The organism is Spiroplasma litorale, assembly GCF_001267155.1.
Classification (GTDB): domain Bacteria; phylum Bacillota_I; class Bacilli_A; order Mycoplasmatales; family Mycoplasmataceae; genus Spiroplasma_A; species Spiroplasma_A litorale.
In genome coordinates this window covers 279,071-304,829 of record NZ_CP012357.1, presented here as the reverse complement: position 1 = coordinate 304,829, position 25,759 = coordinate 279,071, and the positions used below count along the sequence as shown (strand labels likewise).

At 25.7% G+C, this 25,759-nt stretch carries 21 protein-coding genes and 5 tRNA genes; 2 read left to right on the top strand and 24 right to left on the bottom strand.

Going from position 1 to position 25,759, the window contains the following annotated elements; all coding sequences use genetic code 4:
• Positions 1–233: 233 nt before the first annotated feature.
• Positions 234–1,091, top strand: a complete 858-nt coding sequence (locus SLITO_RS01530) for a hypothetical protein (RefSeq protein ID WP_075058025.1) — start codon at positions 234–236, stop codon at positions 1,089–1,091.
• A 65-nt stretch (positions 1,092–1,156) separates the two neighbouring features.
• Here the strand turns inward: SLITO_RS01530 and SLITO_RS01525 are convergent.
• The 11 genes from SLITO_RS01525 to SLITO_RS01475 form a co-directional block, all read right to left on the bottom strand.
• Positions 1,157–1,245, bottom strand: a tRNA-Leu gene (locus SLITO_RS01525).
• Between the two features lie 7 nt (positions 1,246–1,252).
• Positions 1,253–1,328 (bottom strand) — tRNA-Lys (locus tag SLITO_RS01520).
• Positions 1,329–1,338: 10 nt separating this feature from the next.
• Positions 1,339–1,413: transfer RNA gene (locus SLITO_RS01515), tRNA-Gln, on the bottom strand.
• Between the two features lie 5 nt (positions 1,414–1,418).
• Positions 1,419–1,502, bottom strand: a tRNA-Tyr gene (locus tag SLITO_RS01510).
• A gap of 4 nt (positions 1,503–1,506) precedes the next feature.
• A tRNA-Thr gene (locus tag SLITO_RS01505) sits at positions 1,507–1,582 on the bottom strand.
• A 277-nt stretch (positions 1,583–1,859) separates the two neighbouring features.
• Complete coding sequence (locus SLITO_RS01500) at positions 1,860–3,170, bottom strand: thymidine phosphorylase (RefSeq protein ID WP_075058024.1); 1,311 nt, start codon at positions 3,168–3,170, stop codon at positions 1,860–1,862.
• Between the two features lie 9 nt (positions 3,171–3,179).
• Positions 3,180–4,064 carry a lysophospholipid acyltransferase family protein gene (locus SLITO_RS01495; RefSeq protein ID WP_083433333.1) on the bottom strand — a complete coding sequence of 295 codons (885 nt, stop codon included), beginning with the start codon at positions 4,062–4,064 and terminating at the stop codon, positions 3,180–3,182.
• Between the two features lie 2 nt (positions 4,065–4,066).
• On the bottom strand, positions 4,067–4,537 hold the full coding sequence (locus tag SLITO_RS01490) for a dihydrofolate reductase (RefSeq protein ID WP_075058023.1): 471 nt from the start codon (positions 4,535–4,537) through the stop codon (positions 4,067–4,069).
• The gene (gene thyA / locus SLITO_RS01485) at positions 4,537–5,406 is read right to left on the bottom strand and encodes a thymidylate synthase (protein ID WP_075058022.1); all 870 of its coding nucleotides are present in this window, start codon (positions 5,404–5,406) and stop codon (positions 4,537–4,539) included. The genes SLITO_RS01490 and thyA overlap by 1 nt, the downstream gene beginning before the upstream one ends.
• Positions 5,406–5,741 carry a holo-ACP synthase gene (locus SLITO_RS01480; protein WP_200901510.1) on the bottom strand — a complete coding sequence of 112 codons (336 nt, stop codon included), beginning with the start codon at positions 5,739–5,741 and terminating at the stop codon, positions 5,406–5,408. Before SLITO_RS01480 ends, thyA begins: the two co-directional genes overlap by 1 nt.
• Positions 5,734–7,326 (bottom strand): hypothetical protein, encoded by a 1,593-nt coding sequence (locus SLITO_RS01475; RefSeq protein ID WP_075058021.1) that lies wholly within the window; start codon positions 7,324–7,326, stop codon positions 5,734–5,736. Before SLITO_RS01475 ends, SLITO_RS01480 begins: the two co-directional genes overlap by 8 nt.
• A gap of 97 nt (positions 7,327–7,423) precedes the next feature.
• On the opposite strand from SLITO_RS01475, the gene rnhC reads away from it, so the two are divergent.
• Positions 7,424–8,323, top strand: a complete 900-nt coding sequence (rnhC, locus tag SLITO_RS01470) for a ribonuclease HIII (protein WP_075058020.1) — start codon at positions 7,424–7,426, stop codon at positions 8,321–8,323.
• On the opposite strand, the gene SLITO_RS01465 is transcribed toward rnhC, so the two are convergent.
• From SLITO_RS01465 to SLITO_RS06205, 13 genes are all read right to left on the bottom strand, one after another.
• Complete coding sequence (locus SLITO_RS01465; RefSeq protein ID WP_075058019.1) at positions 8,320–8,793, bottom strand: deoxycytidylate deaminase; 474 nt, start codon at positions 8,791–8,793, stop codon at positions 8,320–8,322. The two genes, rnhC and SLITO_RS01465, sit on opposite strands and share 4 nt — an antisense overlap.
• Positions 8,794–10,128 (bottom strand): hypothetical protein, encoded by a 1,335-nt coding sequence (locus SLITO_RS01460; protein WP_075058018.1) that lies wholly within the window; start codon positions 10,126–10,128, stop codon positions 8,794–8,796.
• An 8-nt stretch (positions 10,129–10,136) separates the two neighbouring features.
• Positions 10,137–11,054 carry an RluA family pseudouridine synthase gene (locus tag SLITO_RS01455; protein WP_075058017.1) on the bottom strand — a complete coding sequence of 306 codons (918 nt, stop codon included), beginning with the start codon at positions 11,052–11,054 and terminating at the stop codon, positions 10,137–10,139.
• Entirely contained in the window at positions 11,038–11,802 is a 765-nt protein-coding gene (locus tag SLITO_RS01450) for a signal peptidase II (protein WP_075058016.1), read from the bottom strand. The genes SLITO_RS01455 and SLITO_RS01450 overlap by 17 nt, the downstream gene beginning before the upstream one ends.
• A complete protein-coding gene (gene ileS / locus SLITO_RS01445) occupies positions 11,803–14,526 on the bottom strand; it encodes an isoleucine--tRNA ligase (protein WP_075058015.1) in 2,724 nt (907 codons plus the stop codon). It lies immediately after the preceding gene.
• Between the two features lie 285 nt (positions 14,527–14,811).
• On the bottom strand, positions 14,812–15,159 hold the full coding sequence (locus SLITO_RS01440) for a hypothetical protein (RefSeq protein ID WP_075058014.1): 348 nt from the start codon (positions 15,157–15,159) through the stop codon (positions 14,812–14,814).
• A gap of 6 nt (positions 15,160–15,165) precedes the next feature.
• A complete protein-coding gene (locus tag SLITO_RS01435) occupies positions 15,166–16,194 on the bottom strand; it encodes an ABC transporter permease (RefSeq protein WP_075058013.1) in 1,029 nt (342 codons plus the stop codon).
• On the bottom strand, positions 16,173–17,153 hold the full coding sequence (locus SLITO_RS01430) for an ABC transporter permease (RefSeq protein ID WP_075058012.1): 981 nt from the start codon (positions 17,151–17,153) through the stop codon (positions 16,173–16,175). Before SLITO_RS01430 ends, SLITO_RS01435 begins: the two co-directional genes overlap by 22 nt.
• 13 nt (positions 17,154–17,166) lie before the next feature.
• The gene (locus SLITO_RS01425; RefSeq protein WP_075058011.1) at positions 17,167–18,435 is read right to left on the bottom strand and encodes an ATP-binding cassette domain-containing protein; all 1,269 of its coding nucleotides are present in this window, start codon (positions 18,433–18,435) and stop codon (positions 17,167–17,169) included.
• A 12-nt stretch (positions 18,436–18,447) separates the two neighbouring features.
• Complete coding sequence (locus SLITO_RS01420) at positions 18,448–19,380, bottom strand: alpha/beta hydrolase (RefSeq protein ID WP_075058010.1); 933 nt, start codon at positions 19,378–19,380, stop codon at positions 18,448–18,450.
• Between the two features lie 70 nt (positions 19,381–19,450).
• Positions 19,451–21,730, bottom strand: a complete 2,280-nt coding sequence (locus tag SLITO_RS01415; RefSeq protein ID WP_075058009.1) for an ABC transporter substrate-binding protein — start codon at positions 21,728–21,730, stop codon at positions 19,451–19,453.
• A complete protein-coding gene (oppF, locus tag SLITO_RS01410; protein WP_075058008.1) occupies positions 21,731–23,890 on the bottom strand; it encodes an oligopeptide ABC transporter ATP-binding protein OppF in 2,160 nt (719 codons plus the stop codon).
• Between the two features lie 3 nt (positions 23,891–23,893).
• Entirely contained in the window at positions 23,894–25,759 is a 1,866-nt protein-coding gene (locus tag SLITO_RS06205) for an oligopeptide/dipeptide ABC transporter ATP-binding protein (RefSeq protein WP_075058007.1), read from the bottom strand.

Below are 25,759 nucleotides of genomic sequence, written 5' to 3'. Positions count from 1 at the left end.
TCCTCTTAATAAAAAATTAGCATATTTTGCTAAATCATAAAAAAATAAAATAATCTAAATAATTCCCTAAGTTATGGACTATTAGATAATGCTTAAATTAATATTTTCTATGTTCTATTTAATTTTAATACAAAAAATTATATTTTGATATATAAACAAAAAAATCTTTAATATATATACTATTTCTTCAATTAAATGTGTAAAATAATATTTGTAATTTAGGAGTGATTAATTTGAAAAAAATACTTGCTACGTTATCTGTTTTAACGCTTGCAACAACATCTGCCACTACTGTAATATCATGTAGTTCAAATGTTAACTATAAACAATTTTTACAATGAATAGATAATAAAGAAACTTTTTTACTTTACATTGGTGCTAAAGATTGTGATTTTTGTCAAAAATTTGAAGCAAATTTAGAATCTAATAAAACTTTTTTTGACAATAAACTTGAAGAATTATCAGGTCAATACAATAACTCAGTTAGTTCAATTAAACCAGATGAAAATTCTTTTACTGGTTATGGAGAAGAACTAAACAACAATTTAAATCTTAGAGAATTCGTTAGTGACGAAAAAGCAAATAACTTTAAAGAAAAATGAAGTGAAAACATAATAAATTGACTAATTGACAGAATGACAGATATTTATTATAAATCAATGCTAGATATTGGAAGCAATGAAACAATACAAAAAAAAGTTGCAAAAAGCAAAGTTAAAGAGTATTTTGATAAAATTAAAGCTACACCAATGTTTTTAATAATAAGAAACGGAAAAATTGTAAGTTGAGAAATTGGTTTTGACCAAGATGAAACTGGTTGAGTAGAAAACTCACTTGATAAACTTATTAAAAAATTTAGCACAAGTTTTTTAAATAGTGAAATAGAAACTGAGTTAGTCGAAAAGATTAACACAGGTTCTAGCGGTGAAAGCGAATCAGGTGGAGAGAGTGGTTCAGGAGAAGGAAGTGGTTCTGGATCTGGCAATGGCGAATCAGGTGGAGAGAGCACAGATAAATTCTCAACTTCACAATATAGTAATATAAATTATAAATTTGATACAATTTGAAATAAATTAAAAAACCTTATTTAAAATAAGGTTTTTTTTATTAAAAAATAAAAAAACACTAATTAAAGTGTTTAAATCAAGTCCTAAATTGGTCCCCGGGGCCGGACTTGAACCGGCACGGTCTATTAAAACCGCTGGATTTTAAGTCCAGTGCGTCTACCAATTCCGCCACCCGGGGTTGTTAATGGTGTCCCGTATAAGATTCGAACTTATGACCCACTGGTTAAAAGCCAGTTGCTCTACCGGCTGAGCTAACGAGACGAAATTAATATGGCTGGGCTAGCAGGATTCGAACCGGCGCATGATGGAGTCAAAGTCCATTGCCTTACCGCTTGGCTATAGCCCAATAAATGGTGGGGAGAGACGGATTCGAACCGCCGAACCGTTAGGAGATGGTTTACAGCCACCCGCGTTTAGCCACTTCGCTATCTCCCCATTGTGGTGCTGACTAAAGGACTCGAACCTTCGACCTATTGATTACTAGTCAATTGCTCTACCAACTGAGCTAAGTCAGCAAGTGTCCTTTAAAATAAGAACCTATTCAATTATACAAAAATTGTTGAATAAATGTCAATGATTTTTAAATTTTATTTTAAATATCTAAAAATGAAAATAAAAAGTACTCAGGGCGGAGTACTTAGATATCCAAAACAAGCTTTATTATATATTAAATTAAATTACATATTTAATAGGGCTAAATAAACAATATGGGCTAATGGTTTATTACCTGTTTTAGACATTTATATTATATTGGAATTTAATTTAGAATTCAACTCCTTTTAAATATAATTGTTATAAATTATAGTTTTTTGATATTATTTTCAAAATCAAATCACTTTCATTTTTATTATCTGTTATTTTATAACATTCATGAGACATATTTTTAAATATTTCTACACTATCTTTATTTGTATATAAAGTAAAAATAATTTCATTTTCATTGACAAATTCATTTGGTAACTTATTTAGATATATTCCAGATGCAAAATCAATTTTATCTTCTTTTGTTTCACGACCTGCTCCAAGATTCAAAGATAGGTTTCCAATACTATTTGAGTCGTAATTCAAATAACCTTTCTTTTCTGAACGAATCTCTATAACATTCTTAGTTTTAAAATTATCATCATAATTAATTATTTTATCAAAATCTCCATTTTGATTTATAACAAATTCTTTTAATAAATTAGCTGCCTTTTTACTTTTTATGACTTTATTAATTTCTTCACATGCAATTTTATAGTCGTTAAAAATACCATTATCTAATAATGTTATTGCAGCCGCAGTAGTTGATATTTCTTCAAGGGAAGTACATCCATTACCATTCAAAGTTTCTCATGCTTCTTTGACCTCTAATGCATTTCCTATACTTCTTCCGAGCGGAAAATTCATATTTGTAAGTATGACACTAACATTTCTATTATATAAATTGCCAATTTCGATCATTGTGTTTGCAAGCAATAAGGCATCATCAATGTTTTGCATGAAAGCTCCTGACCCAACCTTAACATCCAATATTATACTTGTGTTTCTTACAGCAAGTTTTTTAGACATGATGCTTGATGCTATCAATGGAATTGAATCAACTGTACCAGTTACATCTCTCAATGCATATAACACCTTGTCTGCGGGAACTATATTTTCTGATTGACCGATAATAGAAATGTATTTGTTTTTAACATTAGAATTAAACTCTTCTTCTGATATTAAACTCGTTCATCCAGTACAACTTTCTAGTTTGTCAATCGTTCCCCCTGTTTTTCCAAGCCCTCTGCCTGATATTTTTGCAACTTTTATACCAAAACTTGCTACTAGAGGAGCATAAATTAAACTCGTTTTATCTCCAACTCCGCCAGTAGAATGTTTATCTGCTATTGGCCCTTCAACACCTTCTAAATCATATTTTTTTCCAGAACGTATCATTGCATTAGTCAAAAAATATAATTCATTTTTTGTCATATTATTAAAATAAACCGCCATTAAAAAAGCAGACATTTGATAATCTTTAATTTTATTATTTAAAAAACCCTCAATTAAAAAATTTATTTCCGATTCATTTAATTCAATATTTTTTTTCTTCTTTTCAATAATGGAGTTGAAATTCATAAAACACCTCTAATAATATGTACATCTTGTTTTTTTGTTAACAGATTTTGGTTTGATACCTAATTTTTTTGGATCTCAATCTATATATTTTTTCATATTTTTTTCGATTTCTTTATGAACGTTTTTTGTAAGCATGTCAGTTTTTAATGATATAAATTTTTCTGGCATTAATGGTTTACCAAAAATTATTTTTATTCTAAACTCACCTTTTGGTCTTTTAACAAATAATTTATAAGAATCAATTATTGTTACTGGTATTATAGGAGCGTAAGCCATTTGAGCAACTTTCATACTCGCAGGCTGAAATTCATTCATTTCTTGTTTAGCACTTCTTGTTCCTTCAGGAAAAATAACTAAACTTCTTTTATAGTCAGAAACTAAATCTTTACCCTCTTTTATTGAATTATAAACACTTCTTGGATTATTTCTATCCATAGGTACGTTGTCAATTAAATTCATAAAATGTTTAAAAATTCTTTGTGTTCAAAGTTCTTTTTTAGCAATAAACGCTACTGGTTGTTGTTTTGAAAAATCATTTACAGCCAACATTAAAATTGGGTCAATATTTGATTGATGGTTAGACGCTAAAATAACACCTCTATCTAGCCAATTTTCTACACCAATAACGTCAACATATACATTTAATAGTTGTAGCACTTTTTTACTTTTCTTTTTTACTCAATTATATCTTCATTCTTCTGAATATAAGTTTGGATCTAATTTTATCTTTTTAGTAACTTTTTTTGCTTTTTTTATGGTTCTTCATATGTTATAGAAATTTAAAATAAATTTCCCTTTTCTAACATATGCTGTTTCTTTTTTTGTCTTCGCTTCTTCGAATTCAGCTGGAGTTTGTAGATCTCTATCCTGCGTGTACTTTAGTTTCTTTGACATAATTATTTCCTTTCATAAATTTGTATAATGAATTCATCATTTTCTTTTTCTTCAATTAGATTAAAATCTTTTTTATTTCAATTTGGAAAGTAAACATTACCAATATAGTCTTCCTTAATAATACTAACTACTAGTTTATCTGCAAATTTTAATGCTTCTGTATAAATTTGAGCACCACCAATTACAACAAGTTCCTTTTCAATATTTTTATATTTTTCTAAAACTTTAGTTAAATTATCACTTTTCCATAATTGATTATACTCTTTTTCCATAGGTCTTGAGGTGATAACTATATTTTCTCTTTTGGGCAGAGGTTTAATTTTTAATGACTCAAAAGTATTTCTTCCCATTAAAACAGTTTTGCCTTTAGTATAATCCACAAAATGTTTCATTTCACTTTTTATGTCTCAGGGTAATTTGTTATCATTACCAATTACATTATTTTTTGTTTGTGCTCAAATTAAACTAATCATTATACTGCAATTTCTCCTTTAATACTTGAATGAGACTCATAATCTATAAGTTTTACATCTTCATATTTAATATCAAATATATTTTTATTATTAAATTGAATTTCTAATTTTGGTAATTTTAATGGATTTCTTGTAAGTTGTAAATTCATCTGGTCTATATGGTTTGAATAAATATGTGCATCTCCAATAGTATGAATAAAATATCTTGGTTTTAAGTTACATTCTAATGAAACTAGTGTTAATAAAAATGAATAACTTGCTATATTAAAAGGAATACCTAAAAAAACATCCCCACTTCTTTGATAAAGTTGCAAATCTAAATAACCAGATTCAGACACATAAAATTGAAACAAGGCGTGACATGGGGGTAGTGCCATTTTTTCAACTTCTGAAGGGTTTCAAGCATTTATAATATGTCTTCTAGAGAACGGATTGTTTTTTATATTTTCAATTAAGTTTTTAAGTTGATCAACTCCATTGAAATTTCTTCATTGTTTACCATATACTGGACCCAATTCACCATACTTAATTGCAAAGTTATTATCTGTTTTTATTTTATTTGCAAATTCAACAATTGATTCACCATTGTAATCTTTACTTTTTTTAAATAATTCATAAGGTCACTCATTTCATATTTTTACATCATTATCAACTAAATACTTTATATTTGTATCACCTTTGATAAATCATAACATTTCATGAACTATACCTTTAAAAAACATTTTTTTAGTAGTTAACAACGGAAAACCTTCTCTTAAATCATATCTTGATTGTGCACCAAATAAAGATACGGTACCCGTATTGGTCCTGTCCTGTCTAACTTCACCATTATTTAATATATTTTTAACTAAATCCAAGTATTGCTTCATTATGCCTCCTTAAAATCTAAATCAATTGCCACTGCAACACAATATTTTGTTTCATGACTTATTGAAATATTATAATTTTCATAACCCTCATTTAAAAATACGGGTTTATTATTTTTATAACCAATATTTATTAAATTCATTGTAATGTCTTTATTTAATATTTTCATTAAAGCTTCTTTGGCGGCTCATCTGCCAGCTAAAAACTCATTTTTTCTCTTTTTTGTATTAAACTTTTGAAATATTTTTATTTCATCTTCATGTAAAATTTTTTTAAAAAGTTTTTTTCAATTTCTAAGTCTTTTAATTTCAATAATATCTATGCCAATCTTATTCATTAAAACCTCAGGCGCTATTATATAAGAATGAGAAATAATATCTAGTTCACATATAACCGCGTTTGTTATAATTATTTCAAAATTTATCACTATTGTAAACTATATCATCAATTGTTGGGAAATTATAAGCTTCCTCCCCTTCTCCTGGAGCATGATCTTTGAATCTTCCTAGCTTCAGTTCTCCTGTTGGGGATAACTCCATTGCTCTAAATAAATATAATGATGAAAGAGTTGAAGATAAAGTTGGTAAAGTGTCTAAATTGTTTCTAGTTATATAATTTACATAAAATAAGTTTTTTAAAAAATTATAAGTTCTTTTTGGATTTTGAAGTAAACTAACAATTTTTCTTTCATCACTATTTGAATTTTTTCTTCAAGAATTTTTTATGTTTTCTGATAGTTGAATGAAAGGGTTTAATCTTTTAAGTATTTCCTCATTACCGTTTGAGTTTTCTTCAGCTCATTCATAGAACTTAACTAAATTATCTTCATTAACTCAGCCTTTATGGACTCCTTGATCATTTTTATCATTTGCTATTTTTTCATAATAAAACTTATCAAATGCATTTATTAAATTGATACTATGTAATGTAGTTTTTTCAGGTTCATTACCTTCAACATATAATTTTGAACCCATTAACATAATTTCTGAAACAATTCTGAATAAGTTTCTTGAATCATTTGGCATCGATTCAATGCAAAAATTTACTGGAACTTTTAATAAGTTATCTGTTGAATAACCTTCAACTAATTCATCTTCGTAGTAGATAAAAAAATCAGATAAACTTGAAAGTGTTCCATCTTTTAATTGTTCTGTGCCTATTATTGTGATTGGTTTGACAACATATTTCATTGCACAAACATTTGTATATGTGAAATTATAAGTAGGAATACTTGGTATTCCTGAATTAATTCTTTTAGAAATAGAATATTTGCTATATGCATTTTCATTATTGATGTAATCTTTTAGGTCCTCAGAATTCATGTCTTTAAAATTAAGAGCACCTATTTTTTGGTTTTCTGTTGCAATAAGCGGGAAAGACGCGATAAATGAAATTCCTATGGATAATGTCATACCTAAAAACAAACCGTTTACAGCGCCTAATAAAGCATCTACTTTTCCAAATATTTTAATACTTCGTATTTTTTTTCTGAATCCTAAATATACAAAAAAACCTATCAAATTTATAGTAATATAGAAAAATATACATATTAATAAGTATATAACTAAAGCTACAACGGTTTTGGCCATTTCATAAGAAACATTATCACCATTTGTTTTAATAGCTTCAGATGATGCTTCGTTATTAGGGAGAAGTCCATTAATTAAATTAACAATTTCTGAACTAACTCCAGAAAATCATTTCGAAGGGTTCAATCCAGATAATGCCCTCATAATTGATGGAGCAATTGCATTAGTGATTAATGCCGGAACAAATAAAAGAATTACTATAAGTAATATTTGTAAAAATAAAAAATAGAATAAAACTAAAAAGCCTTTTCTAATCCCACAAACAGTAGATGTAATGATTATAAAAAAACAGATTATGTCAAACAATCATCACGGTCCAATATTTATTATCATCCAAATACCCCTTTAACTATTTATTATTATATCAATATTATTTATTTTTAATTATACAATGGAATACATTATAATTTATTTGAAAGGTTGTAAAAAAATGACTAATAAAACTATAAAAAATGTAAGCGATAAATTAATTAATCAAATAAAAATTAAGTATGCTAATTTTATTGTAAGTATAAATAATAAAAATATTGACTTTTTTATAAAAACTAATGATTTTTCACTAAACATTTTTAAAAATAAAACAATTTTATTACAATCAAAACACGTAATTAATTTTGAAGAAATATTAGAAATAAATGGAGCGGAAAATAAATTATTTAAACCAAAAACAGAAGAATATGAAAAAGTTGACAAAAATGTCACATGCGAAGAAAGTATTGGTTGCGATGAAGTTGGTGTTGGTGATTTTTTTGGTCCATTAGTAATTGCAGCTTGTTTTATTGACAATAACTTATTAAATAATAGTGTTATACATAGGATTAAAGATTCAAAAAAACTAACAGACATTCAAATTGAAAGCATATACAACGATATAAAAAATGTCGTTAAGTATAGTGTTTATGTAATGGATAATGACACATACAATAAATTACATTTTAAATATAAAAATGGAAATATTTTAAAGGCATTAGCTCATAACAAGACTATTAACGACATTATAAATAAATTAAATCATTTTAAAAAAACAAGGGTTATTTTAGATCAGTTTGTAAATAAAAATAAATATTTCGAATATTTAAAAACAGAAAAAGATATTTATCAAAATATAGAGTTTGTAACAAAAGCAGAATCAAAATTCATTTCTGTTGCATGTGCAAGTATTATTGCAAGACATTACTTTATAAACAACGTTAAAATGTTAGAAAAAAAATATAAAATTTCATTGCCTTTTGGGGCTAGTAATGAAGTTAAATTATTAGTTCGAAAATATAAAAAAGAATTTGGTGATGAAACAAGAAACTTTATAAAACTTCATTTTAAAGATGATTAATATTTAATTTCAATAAAAACTTCTTTTTTATAAATTGTTTCAACTTTTGCATCTTTAAACATTTTTTTTGCGATTTTATTTAAAGCCGTTTCATTATACTTATCATTTGAGTATATAATTTTTTTGATTCCAGCCTGAATTATGCTTTTTGCACATTCATTACAAGGAAATAAACTAGTGTATAGTGTACAATCCCTGACACTTGTACCAGATGACAATATCGCATTAAGTTCAGCATGCACTACATATGCATACTTACTATTTTCGATTTCACCATTTCTAGATCATGGATATTTATCATCATCTAATCCCCTTGGTAATCCATTGTAACCTGTAGATACAATATGTTTCAAATCATTAACTATGATCGCCCCAACCTGTGTATCAGGATCTTTGCTTCTCATAGCGTTTAATTTAACCATTGCTAAAAAATATGTATCTCAATCAATATAATCGGTTCTCTTGCTCATCTAGAACCACCATAAGCTACCATTTTCTGCAAATCTGCAATATCAGCCATTATTTTCTAGAATTTGATTTACTTGATTTTGACTAAAAATGCCATATTTTAAATACATTTGTAAAGCTTCAATAGAGAAATTTAAATCAGTTGCTGGAGACGCTACTGGTAAAAAAACACAAATTATAGAAACTAAAGTTGGTGCAATAATTATAAATAATGGGAATATTAAATATCTATCAGGATTTGTTCAATCATAATTAAAAAGAAGTGTAATGCTTGCTGAAGTTAACAATGAAATAATTATTATAACGTAGTCGTTATACTTTGTTATTATAAATGGAGCTAATAACAATAGAATTATTGGAAATACAAGTCTATTTTTTGAAAAAAGAACCACTGGGTCAGCTTTTTTAGATCATGTTGTTACACATAAAGTTCCTACAACAGCTGCTAAAATTACCATTGGTCCTGAAAAAATAGCATCATTACTAGGTAACAAAACTGATACAAATAAACCTGAGATAATGTATGTGGCAAAAATTGAAACTGAAAACTTTCATTGACCAACTAAACTTTCAGTATACTTAGATAACTTAATTGCGGTGAACGAAATCAAAACAACTATAAATGCACCAAGGATTTGACCATACAAAAAGTAACTATCCATTGTAAAGCCATAAGTTAAAATTCTTCATCATTGATTTCCGATAACTGTTAAATTTCTATTTGTAGCACCAAAAAATAAGTCTTTTGCGCCAAAATTATAATCATTAAAATAAAAGAATGACGCAATACCAATTGCTACAGGCATAATCAAAAACAAAATAGACATTATTGTAGAATTAACACTATGTGATTTCATCCTTGCTACTGCTGTCTTTAATTTTATATTATCTGACTTTGAAGGGTTAGATAATATATCAAAAAGTTCTTCATTAGAAAGTTCTTCAATATTTTCAGAAGTATTTTCATTTTCAGATTCAATTTTAATTTTTGATATTCTTGAAAAATAAACAGATAATTTATCCTTTAGTTTTTCTTCATTTTCAATAATTACAGTGGTCCCTTCAACAACAACATCATCAGTCTCTAAAGAAAATGCAATATTTAAAACATTAATTTTTTCACGCTTAGCATTTTTTAAGTTCTCTTTTAATTTAACAATATTATTATCGCTTGAAACAGGGTAACCAATTGTAACTCTTAGAATTTTGTACTCTTTTTTATCATTAATTAGATATGTCACATATTCATTACTTAAGTCTTTAATGGATTTATATTTTTCTACTTTAATCAAATAGTTTATAAGACTTAACTTTAATTTGTTGAAATCTACTTTCATAATTACACCTAATTTTCTATCATATTTATTCTAACATTAAATTCCTCTGGAATATCAGATACAAATTCTATTTTTTTATTAGTAATTGGATGATTAAATATTAACTTATGAGAGTGTAAATATTGACCAAAATCTATTTTTTTATCATCTTTATAAGCATATAGAGGATCTCCTACAACTGGGTGATTTATATAACTTAAATGAACTCTTATTTGATGGGTTCTGCCAGTTTCAATATTGCAACATATTAAGGTGTTTTTTTGAAATCTTTTTATTACGCTAAATTTTGTTATAGCTCTTTTTGAGTTAATTTCTGTAACAGCCATTTTTTTTCTGTCTGTTCGATGCCTACCAATTGGTGCATCAATTAATCCTGAATTACTATCAATTACACCATGAACTAAAGCAATGTATTCTTTATATATTTTATTTTCCGAAAGCATTTTTACTAAGTTTTTATGTGCTAAATCTGTTTTTGCAACTATCAAAAGTCCGGTTGTAAATTTATCAATTCTATGAACAATTCCTGGTCTAAAAAAACCATTTATTGAAGATAAATCTTTTATTCTATATAAAAGTCCATTAACAAGAGTTCCACTTAAGTTTCCAGGCGCAGGGTGAACAACTAATCCGTTTGGTTTATCTATTATTAAAATGTCACTATCCTCATAAATAACTTTAAAGTCAATGTCTTCTGGAAGAGTTTCTAAACTTTCTGGGTTTGGAATATCAATTTCTATAAAGTCATTTAACTGTAAAAGATATTTAGGTTTAACAATAATTTTGTTTACTTTAACGTTGTTTGATTCTATTATTTTTTTTATATAAGTTCTTGAAAAGTTATACTCTGATTGTAGCTTTTCTGTTAAATACTTATCTAGTCTTGTAGGCTTGGAGTCAAAATAGTAATTAATTTTCTGATCCATTTAGTATTTTCCTTTTATCTTCTTTAAATTCTCTTATCAATTGCTTTCTTTTTATATAATATTCCTTAAAAGTCATTTTAAACTCACTATCTTTTTTATAAAATTTATGTCAATAAATTATATAAAGTTTTGATATTGTTGATCGAAACTCTACATACTTTTCGTACAATACATCATTTTTTTTATAATAAACTCTAATTAATTCATCAACTAAATAAATAATTAATGCTAGTATAATCAAACCAATTGCAATATTAACAAATAAATCAGCTAAATTAAATATATATTCATTTGATCCTAAAAAACTAAAGTCTCATTTTAGAAAGTCAATAACTCCCCCATAAACTTTTGAGTATTCATCAAATGGTGCTCAAATTCTTGCTAATAAGTTTCCATAACTACCACCAATCATAAATGATAATCCTATTAATCAATATTTATCCTTTAAAAAAAGAAAAATAATTAATAAAAAAATAGAAACAACTGCAGCTATAGATATCGCAAGAGTTGGAGACCCTGAATTCATACCATAAGCAGCTCCAGGGTTTATTTTGTATTCAAAACCAATAAAACCCTTAATAAAGTCTTTTTTTTCACCTTGTATCATACTTGAGTTAATTAAACCTTTTGATAGTCAATCCAAAAACAACAAGAAAGCAATTATTGGAGCACAAATAATAATTTTGAACTTTCAAAGATATTTATAATTTTTAAGATAACTTTTTATAAACGCCATCTTTGAATTCATTTAAAAATCACCTATTTCTTTTAAAACAATTGCGCAATTTGAACATAAATCATCAATTAGCTTATCGCTTATTGTTCAACACCTTGCACATTTTTCGCCTTCTTTTAATGATACATCAATATCGGCAATATTTGTAACATCATCAATTAATTCGTCATAAAAATATATTGAATTAACAATAAATATTTTATTTAAATCTTTAATTTTTCTAATAAAATCATTGTTTTTATTAAGTTTTATTTTCAATACTGCATCAAAATTTTTCTTTATAATTTTATTATTTCTTGCTTGTTCAAGAGCTTCTAAAGCCTTATTTTTAAGTTCCATAACCAAACTTCATCTAGTATCAAAAGTTTCATTCATTGAGAAATCTTGGTTACTTATATCTAATAAATGAACAGACTGTTCTTTTTCGAGTAAGTTTGCAGTTTTATAAACTTCTTCCATTGTATGTACTAAAACAGGTTTTAATAAATCAACCAAACATCACAACTGTTCATACATTACTGTTTGAACTTGTCTACGTCTCAATGAATCTTTTCCATAGACATAAATAATATCTTTTATAAAATCTAAATAAAATGAAGATAAATCATTAATAATGTAATTATTAAGTATTTTATATGATTGGTTAAAATTATAATTATTCATTGATTCAATATACTTGTTTTTTACATTAGATAGTCTATGAAGAGCATATTGATCAACTTCTTCAAGATCTTTTTTATAATTTTTATTAGGGTCAAAATCAACTAAGTTATTCAACAAGAATCTTAAAGTATTTCTTATTTTTCTATATGATTCAGTTACTTGTTTTAATATATCTTTACCTAATCTTTGATCATCAGTAAAATCAGTTGTAAATACTCAAAGTCTTAAAATGTCAGCCCCTAGATCATTAGTTATTTCATTTGGGTCAATTACATTACCAATAGACTTAGACATTTTTTTACCTTTTTCGTCATTAGTCATTCCATGGGTAATTACAAATTTATAAGCTGGATTTCCATCATATATAACTGAATTTATCATTGATGAGTTAAACCAACCTCTATACTGATCATTTCCCTCTAGATATAAGTCATAAGGTCTTTGATAACCATATTCTTCTTGTAAAGCAATATTCGATGAGCCAGAATCAAATCAAACATCTAATATGTCTTGTTCTTTTGTCCAACCTTTATTTTTAAATTTATCTGGTAAAAATAAGTCTACTTCTTTTGAGAATCACTTATTAATCCCTTCTTTTTCAATTATTTTAATTGAATAATCAATTATTTCAGAATTTAAAATAGGTTTTTTATTTTCATCAAAAAATGCAAGTATTGGTACACCTCAAAGTCTTTGTCTAGAAATTGTTCAATCATTTCTTTCTTTTATAATGTTTCTTAATCTCTCTTTTGATCATTCGGGGTTTGTATTTACTTGTTTTAATATTACATTGTCAATTTCTGATTTTATTGAATTTAGTCCTAAAAATCATTGACTTGTAGCTCTATATATTATTGGTTTTTTTGTTCTTCAATCATGAGGATAAGAGTGTTTAACAAATTTTAATTTTAATAAAATTCCTCTATTCTCTAGATCTTCACCTACAATTTTGTTTGCATCTTCATAAAAAACACCTTCAAGTTTTTTATCATTAACAGTTTGGTCAAATTTACCTTGATTATCAATTGGAGCAAAAGGTTTAATATTATGAGACTTAACAATTTCAAAGTCATCTTCACCAAAACCACCTGCAATATGAACTAAACCTGTTCCAGATTCACTTGTAACATGATGACCTAAAACTGTAAATCCAGTTTTATCAGAATATCATGGATGTTTATAATTAATTCTTACTAGCTCACTACCTTTAAAATTATCTAAAACTTCAAAATTATCTCACTCTAATATTTCAGTAAAACTCTCTACTAAGTCACTTGCAATAATATAGTTATTATTAGTTTTATTATTTTTTATCAACGAATACCCCAAGTCTTCTCCAACTGCAATTAATTGGTTGGATGGTATTGTTCACGGTGTTGTAGTTCAAATAACTAAGCTTGTTGATTTAAATCTTTTGTCATCAATGATTTCACAAGCTACATAAATACTTGGAGACCTAACTTCTTTATATTCTATTTCTGCTTCGGCAAGTGCTGACTCACTTGATGGTGATCAATAAATTGGTTTCAAATCCCTATAAACTAAGTTTTTTTCAACCATTTTTTTAAATAATTTAAGTTCACTTAATTCAAAATCTTTTGAAAGTGTTAAATACTTTTTATTATAATCAGTAAATATACCAAGTCTTTTAAACTGTTCACTCTGTTTTGCAACCTGCTCTAAAGCATACTCTTTGCATAGTTCTCTAAATTTTATAGGGTCTGTTTTTTTTCTATCTACACCTGTTTTTGTAATAGCAGTTTCGATTGGTAAACCATGTGTATCTCAACCCATAATATAAGGCGAATAGAATCCAGTTGTATTTTTTCATCTAACTATAATATCTTTTAAAATTTTATTTAAAGCATGACCTACATGAATATTTCCATTTGCATATGGCGGTCCATCATGTAATATAAATTGTTTTTTATTTTTATTTAATATTAACTTTTTGTTATAAATATCTTCTTCTTCTCATTCTTTTTCTATTAAAGGTTCTTTGATTTTTAAATCAGCTTTCATATCAAAATCAGTTTTATACATTAATAAAGTATCTTTATAATTTTTTTTCATTTTATCCTCCATCTATTTGAAAACAAAAAAAACTCCATATAGGAGCGAAAAATCGCGGTACCATCCTACTTCAGATGCATTTAAAACATCTCTTAATTTTGATATTTACGCAATCATAACGAGGAGTTCTAATCAGTATTAACCTTTCTTCTCCTGTGCTTAAAGTAAGTGATAAATTATTGGAAGTTTACTAATTTCCACCAAACATTAGCTCTCTAAAAAACTTTTACAATAATCCTTGTCTTACTATACACTTTGTACATACAATTATAATTATATACAATTTTATTTACTATTAATTATTTTAATAACAATTTCTTGTATATTTTTTTTGACTTTATTAATGTCGTTATTTAATAAATGATTATTTTTATGTAATAGTTCATCAATAAATTTATCTAAGTCATTTGGGTTATTTTTAATTTTTTCAAGTGTTGATTTTGCATCATCTTTCAGAGAGTTTGCAATAACAACAGATTTATATATAATTTTTTCAGCATTTTGTCTTGTAATATCGTAAATTGATTTAACTTTTTCAATACCGTTATTTAAATATTCTTCTTTTTTCTTAAAGATATCTAATTCATTTTCTAAATCTTGAACTCTTTTTTTTAATTGATCTATATTATCCATATTATATTACTCTTTTCTTTTTGTCACTTTTTGAGTCTTTTTTTCAATATTCTTTTTAATAGTAACACTGTGACCAGTTTCTTCAAGGTGTTTATTACGTAATTGATTTAAATCATCAATTGTTGTACATCTTTTAATTTCTCTTATATATTTATTTGAAAGTTTAACTATTATACTTGACCCATAATCATCTTTTTTAAATTGTTTTGATTTATTTGCTAAATGTAAATAATTAATAAAAAAGAATATTAGAATAAAACCAAATGTAACAAGATATGGCAACCATAAATTGTTTGTAAGTTTAAAATCTACATTAGACCATGGAAATTCATTTGATTGATAAACTAAATTTGTAGCATTAACCCAACCAGCTTGCATTACATTCATCATATATCTTTGTGGAAGCAAATACAAAATAACATTTAATCATTCAAGTTTTGCAATACTTTGGTATGGAAATGCAAGTCCAAGTAAATTATAACAAAGCATATATAGTATAATTGCAACAATGTTTCCCAGCATATAGTTTTTAAAAAATATATATATTGTATAGCAAATTAAAACTGATAATAATCATAGCAAAAAAGCGCCTGATATAAACATAAATCAATTTACACCTGATAATAAAACTCTTTGTTCTTCAAAAAATATAACTGTTAAACCAAGCATAATTATAGATACAACAAAATTAATTGTTAAACTTGCCGCCAAATGCGATAATGGTCTTAAAAAGTTATTAGCTTTTGTATATATAAGTCTATTTGTAAAGCCAGTTGTTCGACTTAAGTTTAGTGTTCTATAAAATGTATGACAACTATTTCTTACAATCAAACTACCAAGTGCACTTGCGAAAATAAATGGATCAGAACTTTTAAAAGCAAGTCATATGAATTGTGTAAAAATTATTAAAAATACTCCTAAAAACATGTTTAAAGGAGAAAAAATAAAAGATTTTATTCATAAAAAATATAGTCTATTAAAAACTCTGTAGTTTGAACCTTTTGGGCTTGTAATTAATTTTTTTGATTCTTCCATTTGTGTTTCACCCTACCTTTTGGAGTTTTAACCTTAACATTTTTATTAAGCATATTTCTAAGTTCTATGATACGGTCTAATTCTTCAATAGATGAAGATCTTTTAATTGCGTAAATAATTCCAAGGTGTTTTTTTGTATTTGAGTATCTTTTAAACTTTTTATTATCATTTTCATATTTACTTTTAAAAATATAAACCAAAAGTCATAATGCAAGTAAAATTAAAACAACACTAACAACATATGGAATCCAATAATTACCCCCATAACTAAAAGTATTGTCAAGCATTTTTGGATCATTTACTCAACCTGAAGCCATTATATTTAGCATATATCTTTGTGGAAATATAAAACTTGCTATTATTACTCCTTCAGATTTTTCTAATGTTTTGTAAGGAATACCTAAACCAATTAAATATACAGGTCCAAAATAATAAATATTACCAATTACGAAAGCTGTTTCCAATTTTTTTACACTCAGACCAATCGCAAAAGCCATAGCATTTGATAAGAATACCAATAAAAAGAATCCAACTAAAAATATTTCTCAATTAACATGTTTTATAATTTCTCTTTGATCTTCAAATGCCATAGCTATTAAAATAAGTGATCCTGTAACTATAATGTTAACTATTTGATTAAATAAAATCATAGTTGAAAATACTAAGGTTTTAGATATTCTCGTGCTAAATAATCTTTGAAAAAAATCATGTCTTTGAAAATCGTGTATTGTTTTAATAAAATTAAATAAACAGTTTCTTATTGTACCAATACCAATTGCACTAGCTAAAATAAATGAATCATACACAATATTTTCGCCAGCGTTTTTAAAAGCTAATCAAACTACCATTGTAATAATTGTAATAAACCATCCAGAAAAAATTATAAATATGTCACCCTTGTAATTAGATCATTGAATACCAAATATTATTTTAAAAACTTTTCTTCTATTATATTTCATATTCATGACCCCTCTATTTTCTTTTCTCTATACGTTTAATAATTCTATTTTCTTGTTTCATTAACCTAATTTCTTCTTGAATATATTTTTTCTTTAACATACTTAATTTACTTATTTCTTTTTCACTTAAGTTTGCATTTTTTTCATTTACATAAACAAGTATATTGTTAGACTTAAATATTTTAATTAAAGTATTATCAAGATAATAAATAAAAAAACTTATTTTATCAAGAAACACAAATATTGATTTTTTATAAATTATGTCGTTACTTATTTTGGACATTTTTTTTCTCAACTTTTTAACATATTTAATAAGTTGAATTATCATCGATTTTAAAGTATCTATATTTTTTTTGTTTAAAGCTGATGTTGATACATAAATTAATTTTTCGTTTAACTCATTAATATAATAATTTATATTTTTTATTTCAACTACTTCTTTTTCATTTTCATACTGTTCATTAATTTCTAAAAACTTATTATATTTTTCTTTAAATAAATTATAGTGTACATCAAAATTTTGCAAAATAGGTTTAAAAATCGGATCAGGTTTTACAGAAACTTCTTTATTTTGTATTGCTTCCATTACTTTAAGAGAGTAAGATTCGAAATTTAAATTTACATCTCACTCATCTGTATAATCATCTGACATAATTAAACCAGTATCAAGAACTATTACCCTATTACATAAATAATGGAAGGTTGAATCATCAGGTGAAATAATTACAAAGGTTGCATTATTATTTTCTTTATATTTTTTTAAAAAGTTTAGTATTCTAACTTTAAAGTCAATACCAATTGTTGATGAAACCTCATCAAGAACTATCAATTCTGGTTTATGCATTATAGCTAAAGCTATAGAAAATAATTGTAGTCATGATGTATTACAACTACTTAATAATTGATTTCATCTAGAAGATATATCAAAAGTATTTATAACTTCATCTAGTCATTCTTTATCATTAATGTTGTATATTTCTTTATATAAGTTAAATATTTCTCTAATTTTAAAACCATCAGGTCAAGTTGTTTGTCTAAATTGAAAACCAATTGAAGAAAGAGCATCTTCCTGTGTAAAATTATATTCTAGAATTCCTCCAGTTGGTTTTATTTGGCCAGCAATAAGTCTACCTAAAATACTTTTACCTGATTGATTAGGTCCAATAACGCTTAAACCTTCACCTTTATATATTTTTAAATTTACTTTTTTAATTGCTCAAATTTTTTTATTAAAAACTTTTGAGACATTTTCTAATGTTACAAGCCAATCGTTATGTTCCATCTTTTCTTCCTCTTACTTTTTTTTCTTTACAAAATCAAAAACCATATTAGTATACTCTTCATTGTGTTCAATATAAGTTCTAATATGTTCCCCCTTTTCAAATATTTTGATTCTATCATTTTTAACAAAAACATTTCTTAAATCATAAATCTTTTCTGAATCTTTATAACTTGTAATTACATCTTCCTTAGAATGAATAAAGAAAATTGGAAATGATTTTTTACAAATAGACGAAGATTCAATAATTGATTTTTCTAGTACATCAATTTTATGTTTTTTGTTATAAATTTCTAAAAGTTTTTTGACAATACCTTCAGACATTTTATTATTTAAGATTTTAGCATAACTTGACAATAAAGTTTTTAAAACTTCACTTAAATGTAAAAAAGTTGAGTCTGATATCCCTAATTTTACTTTGTGTTTTTTATATTGATTAGAAAGAGAATATCTATTTAATACATGAGCTCCCATACTATAACCAATTAAAACAACTTTTTTTATTTTAAAATTTTTATTCAAGAAATCTAATGCATAATTTAAATCATTTTGTTCATGAACACCTAAAGTGATAGGTGATGGGTCAGAACCACCATGATTACGAAAATCAAATGCAAAAACATTGTATCCAAGTTTACTTAAAAAGAAACTAGATATGAAAGAAGATTCTTTTGATGAAGAATAACCGTGTAAAGCAACAATTCATTTTTTAGAATTTTTATTTTTATAGTATACTCCTTTGAGTTGTTTATCATCAAAAGTTTTAAAAGAAACTTCTTCTATTCTATCGTAATCAATATTTAAATTAAATCCATTTCCTATTTCTGATTGGACTGCTTCATCATAGAGTTTAATCAAATCTTTTGATTTAAATTTACTCAAATACTCTCTTGAATCGTTATTTTTTTTATTAATAATGTTAAATAAATTTTCAACTAAAAAATCCATAATTACCCCTTTAAATATAATTATATAAAAAAAACACCCTTAAATTAGAAAGTTCTAATAAAAGAATGCTTTATTTTAAACAATTGTTGTTTTCATTACTATTTTTTCACTCTGGACCATATCTACATGAATTTCAATCTTTATTCACTTCTTCTAAAGCGCTATTATATTTTTTCATAAACTCTTCTATTTGAGAACGGTTTAATAATTTTTTATTTTGATAAGCTTTATAGAATTTATATTGACCAGTACCAAAAGATTCATAAGATCTTGAAAATGGTTGTATATAATTTACAGTGTAATTAATTGGCATAGCTTTTGTATAAAGAGTTAACATAAAGAAGTTTTTATAAAAGTATTCATACTCTTGTTTTGCATAACCTTCATATCTTTTTGTAATATCTACTTCTTGATTATTTGCATCGTTTTGTTCTCTGAATTCTAACATTTTTTTAAGAATGTCAAATGAATCTGTAGTTTTTACTGCTTTATTTATATAATAATCTGTATTTGGTATTTTTTCATACTTATTATCATTTGCTTTATTTTCTGCAAATAATCTACCAACACCAGTATAACCTCTATAAGCTCCGTCTAATAATAAAGTTTCTAAGTATGTAGAAGGATCTTTATAATCAGGAGATCAACCACTAATAAATAGATCTGTTCTTCCTTCTTGACCAACACCTCTATAATCATCTGTTGATGTTGGAGTTCAAGTTTTTATGTAAATTGGGTTATTTTCAATATTGTTAAATGCTTTAACCATGAAATTAACATAAGGATTTAAAGAGTTGCTTGTTGTAGGACTAAGAGCAAAACTTAATTCAATTTTTCCATCACTTCTTGAAGAAGTAATATTATTTGTTTTTATATATTCATTTATTGAATTTAATAGCTCATCTTTATCTTTTTGGATCTCTAAATCTTTACTTTTGTTAAGTAGTGGATCGTTACCATCTTTTAAAGCATCTTTTTCTTTATTTGATGTTTTAGAGTTGAAGTAGTCAGAAACAAACTCTGTGTAATCTTTATTCTCTTGATTTGGATCTTGAGCAACAGAAAGTCCGGTATAAACGTTTCTTATCATTTTTGATGGTTTATTTTCTTCATCAATAGTTTTAGAAAAGTATCTTACCATTCTTGATCTATCTAAATTCGTTGATAAAAATGCACGAACATCAAATGATTGTAATAACTTTGTAGCATTAAGAGCACGTTTTTGTTCTTTCTCACCTCTAGAGGCATCACTCAAGTTTCTATTAAAATAGTTAAAGAATAAAACAAATGTACCGGCCATTTCAACAGATTTTGTTGAATATACACCTTCAAATTTTGGGTTTTCATATTTATCCCCAACATAATCAGTTCAACCTTTTAAATCATCAGCATTTAGATTAAAACCAGATATAGAACCTGATTCAAATAATGTTCTATTTCTTGATGAAGATGCTCCATCTAAGTAGTCAAACTCGATTCTTTTGATATTTACACCATCATGTAAAACATAATTTGGATTTGCTTCAAGAATCATTTTACCATTTGCATTAATTTGTTTAGGTAAATAAGCACCATTATAGGCAGTATCGGTAAAATTTTTAATATCACTTTTTGTTTCATCAAATATTGGAGAAAATACAGAATATGTTAGTAAACTTTCAAAAAACGGTGCTTTTTGTTTTAATTTAAATTTAACAGTACCTTTTTTATCATCAACAATTATTCCAAATTTTCCTTCATTAACATATCTATCAAAAACAGCATTAATTTCATTTTGAGTTACATTTTCATTAGTATCTATGAGTTTTTTAATTTCACTAAAAATTTCATCAGCACCAATTATAAAACTTGTATATAAACTAGACACATCTGAAGCGTTACTAGGTATTAAAGCATACTTAGCAGCTTTTAAAATATCTGAAGGTAATACTTCTCTAACTTTTTTTCCATCTCATGAAGTTCAATAGTTTTCTTTCCTAAATTTATACTCTCATTCACTAAAATCATCATTATGAATTCCAACATAATTATAAATTGCATCCTTTTTAGTAGCATTTTCAGCACCGTATTCACTTTCGGCCAAAGCTCCATAGATTCTACCATATTGATCTGTAGATAAAATTGTTTCAAAAGTATTTGATAAAACTATTGCATCTGTCGCTTGCATTGTGTGCGCAGTATTTCAACTAGATATATTATAATTGTATGTATCTCTATATACTTCAGGGTCTATTTCTCTGTTCATTAAATAATCCAAAGACATACCACAAGAAACAACAGAAGAAGAAATAATTGTAGAAATTGCTGCAATACTAAAAAAAGATAAAGTTTTTTTTAAAAAATTTGCCATTTAACTCATCTCCTTTGATTTCAGAGTGTTTTTTATATTTCTTATTTCTCTTTTGTTAGCTCATATGAAGTGACCTTTTTTTACCTCTTTAAAATAAGGAAGATCAAACAAATAATCATGATGTTCTTTTTCTGGATTATAGATTTTAAGTTCTGTTTCTCGTGATAAATCTGGTTCAGGAACAGGTATTGCTGATAGCAATGCTTTTGTATATGGATGAAGTGGATTATTAAACAATTCTTCTGCATTTGCAAGTTCCACGATTTGACCTCTATATATTACAGCAATTCTATCTGCAATGTGTCTAACAACTGATAAATCATGTGCAACAAATATGTAAGTAAGATCTAATTCAGCTTGAAATTTTTTAAATAAATTTAATACTTGTGCACGAATTGATACATCTAATGCTGAAATAGGTTCATCTGCAACAATAATTTTAGGTTTCATAACCAAACTTCTAGCAATACCAACCCTTTGTCTTTGACCCCCAGAAAATTCATGTGGGTACCTTGATAAATGTTCTGGAATTAATCCCACTGAAGTAATTGCTTTTAAGATTATGTTTTTTTTAACATCTTTTCATTTAACTTCATCAATAGTTATTGGGTTATTTGGATTTTCCTTATTGTAATCATTTAAATAAGCAAGTTTTGCTTCTTCGTTTTTGTATAAATGCTTAAAATTATCAAGACCTTCAGCTACTATTTCCTCAATTGCCATTCTATCATTTAATGAAGAACCAGGATCCTGGAATATCATTTGAACATTTCTTCTATATTCTCTTTTTTCAAACTTAGTTCTTTTTTTAAATAGATATGAACTTCTAACAATTTCATCAATTGATGGCATATCTAAAAAATCGATCAATTCAATAAAAGATTCCTCTTCTTCTTTTGAATAAACTTTTTCTATATTTTTTCAATTATGATAGTTTTCAATTAATTCTTCATCTTTTACAATACTGTTTTTTACTACTTTTTTGATTTGAATAAATTCTTTTTCTAATTCGTTTAATTTTTTTTGATCTACTTTTTTGCTTTCAATCATTTTCTTTAAGTCTTGCTCAAAAATTGTTTGTTTTAGGTTTTTCAATAAACCTAAACATTTATCATTTATAGTATTGGTTTTTTTTATTTCATTAATAATTTTAGTACATGCATTTAAATTAATGTTTTTGTCAATTCAAAAATCTGTTATAAAAGATTGTAATTTAATGTACTCTTTGTCATTTGGGTTAACATTTCGTTCTTTAAGTAAATCAAGTTGTTTGTTACACTCTTTTCAAAAATCAGATCTATCAATATATACTTTATTGTTATAAAAGTCTTTATACTTACTTCTTTTTTTAATTGGTGAAGACAATGCCAATAATTGTTTTTGCATTTCTTCAAATCACTTAATTTCATTCAAAAAACTTTTATGATTATTTACAATTAATAATCAATTTTCCATTATCAATGAAAACTTCATTTTAAACTGGTCTATTTCATTAATTGATTTCATTTCATTATAAATAGCTTGAATACTCTTATACATTGTATCAACATATTTTTTTAGTTTTAAAATAGCTTTTTTTGTTTCTTCTAATTTTGTCAAAATTGATTTTTCAAGTTTTAATGGTATATTTTCTTGATAATAACTTATGTTAGTTACAAATTTTATCATTCTGTCTTCTGACATTACAATTTTATTTATTAAATTTAAATCAGATAGTACAACATCTTTAATGTAACTAATTCTATTTTCATTTTTTAATTTTTTAAAATCCAAATCACTATAATTATTGGATTTTATTTTATTATATATTTCTTTTAATAGGCTTAATCTATTATTAATTTCAGCTGTAGTCAAGTTCATTCTTGCTTTCATAATTGAAATTGATTTTCCAATTTTTTTGTTTAAAACTTTAAGACTTGTTGGTTTTCCAGTAAGAATTTCACTATTAATATAAACAGTTCCATCTTTTAAAGGTTGTACTCCAACTATTGCTCTACCAATTGTTGTTTTACCACTTCCAGATTCACCAACTAACCCGAATATTTCTCCTTTGTAGACATCAAAATTAGCACCTTTAACAGCAGTGTTTTTTTTACCTTTGCTTTTAAATTCAATAACTAAGTCGCGTATATTTAATAATGTTTCATTATTATCAAGCATAATTTAGCCTACCTTTTCTACTTCTTTAATTCTACTTTTTAGATTTTTTAATACTTCGGGTTTTTCAATTTTCGGAGATCTTTTATCTAATAATCATGTTTTTGCAAAGTGTGTATCACTTATTTTAAACATAGGTGGTTCTTTAATATAGTCAATTTCTAAAGCATATTTATTTCTTGGAGCAAAAGCATCTCCTTTAATTACATTAAAAAGCGATGGAGGTGTTCCTTCAATTGAGAATAACTCTTCACCCTTTTTACCTAACTGAGGTAAAGATGATAATAGAGCTCAAGTATAAGGATGTGCTGAATTATTAAAAATATCTTTAACAGTACCAACTTCAACTATTTGACCAGCATACATTACGGCTACTCTGTCTGCAATTTTTGCAACAACTCCAAGATCATGAGTTATAAATATAACAGTAAATTTATATAATTTTTGAAGCTCTTTTATAAGTTCTAAAATTTGGGCTTGAATAGTTACATCTAATGCAGTTGTAGGTTCATCACAAATTAACACTTTTGGTTTACATGCAAGAGCAATCGCTATTACAACACGTTGTCTCATTCCACCTGAATATTTTCCTGGTATGTCTTTGTAACGTTTATTTGCATCTGGAATACCAACTTGTTCTAAAAGATTAATCGCTTCTTTTTTAGCTTCTCTTTTTGATAGTCCTTGTTGTTTTCTCAAAACTTCTGAAATTTGAAATCCCACAGATAAAAGCGGATTCAAAGATGTCATTGGATCTTGAAAAATTGTTGCAATTGTTTTACCCCTTAAGTTTCTCACTTCTTTAATTGCTTTAATTTTGTTAATAATTGAAACATTTTTTATTTTATCTCAGTCAAATAAAATATTATCAAAATGATCTTTATCAATATTATTACCAGCAACTATTTCTTTGCATATATCACGGAATTCTTGTTGAATTCTGTTTAATGAAATGTTAGAAGTAAAATAACTTATTAAGAAATTTTTGTTTTCTTCTCCAATATCAGGATTTTCATTATAAAGTTTAATAATATTAATAATTTTTGATACATCTTTTTTTTGTAGAATACTCAAAGGTTTTATTTTATTAATATTTATTTCGTTTATAATAATTTCTTCATATAGTTCATTAATTTCATTTTTTATCAGCGAACTATTATTAACTTTATTTAATAAAGACTTTATATTTTCTAAATTGTTAGATATTTTAGTATTTTTATTTTTCTTAGTAAATAAATTTTGGTTTATATTTTCAGAACTTGAGTTTGCCTTAGTTAATGCGTTATTTAATTTATTAATAATATCTGTTTTTTTATTTGATTTAATTGATTCTAATTCTTCAAATGTTTTAAGTTCTAATTTTAATTCTTCAATTTTATTTTTTAAAACTTCTTTAAAATTTTGATTATTTTCAGAATTAAAAACTTTTTCTAATTGGATAATCTTTTTTTCAACTTCAAAAGCTTTTTTATTTGAAAATGTTGGCATTAAATCATATAACTTTGATATTTTTTTATAACAATTTCCAATGTTTTTTTTACCAATTTTAATTACAGATTTAATAACTTCTTTTGAAATCAATGGACTTTGTAAATTAACAACATCAACAGGTTTTTTAAAATGGCTTTTTTCATCGTCCAACCTAGGTCTATAAACAATTGAACCATTACTAATTCATCCATTTGATTCAATCATGCCAGTAAAGGTTTTTGTTACGACTGATTTACCACTTCCAGATTCACCAACGATTGCTAAAATTTCTTGATCATAAACATCTAAATCAACATTTCTTATAGCAGTTAAAAATCTACCTCTTACTTGAAATTTAACTTCCATATTTCTTACTGATAAAATTCTTTCTTTTTTATCCAT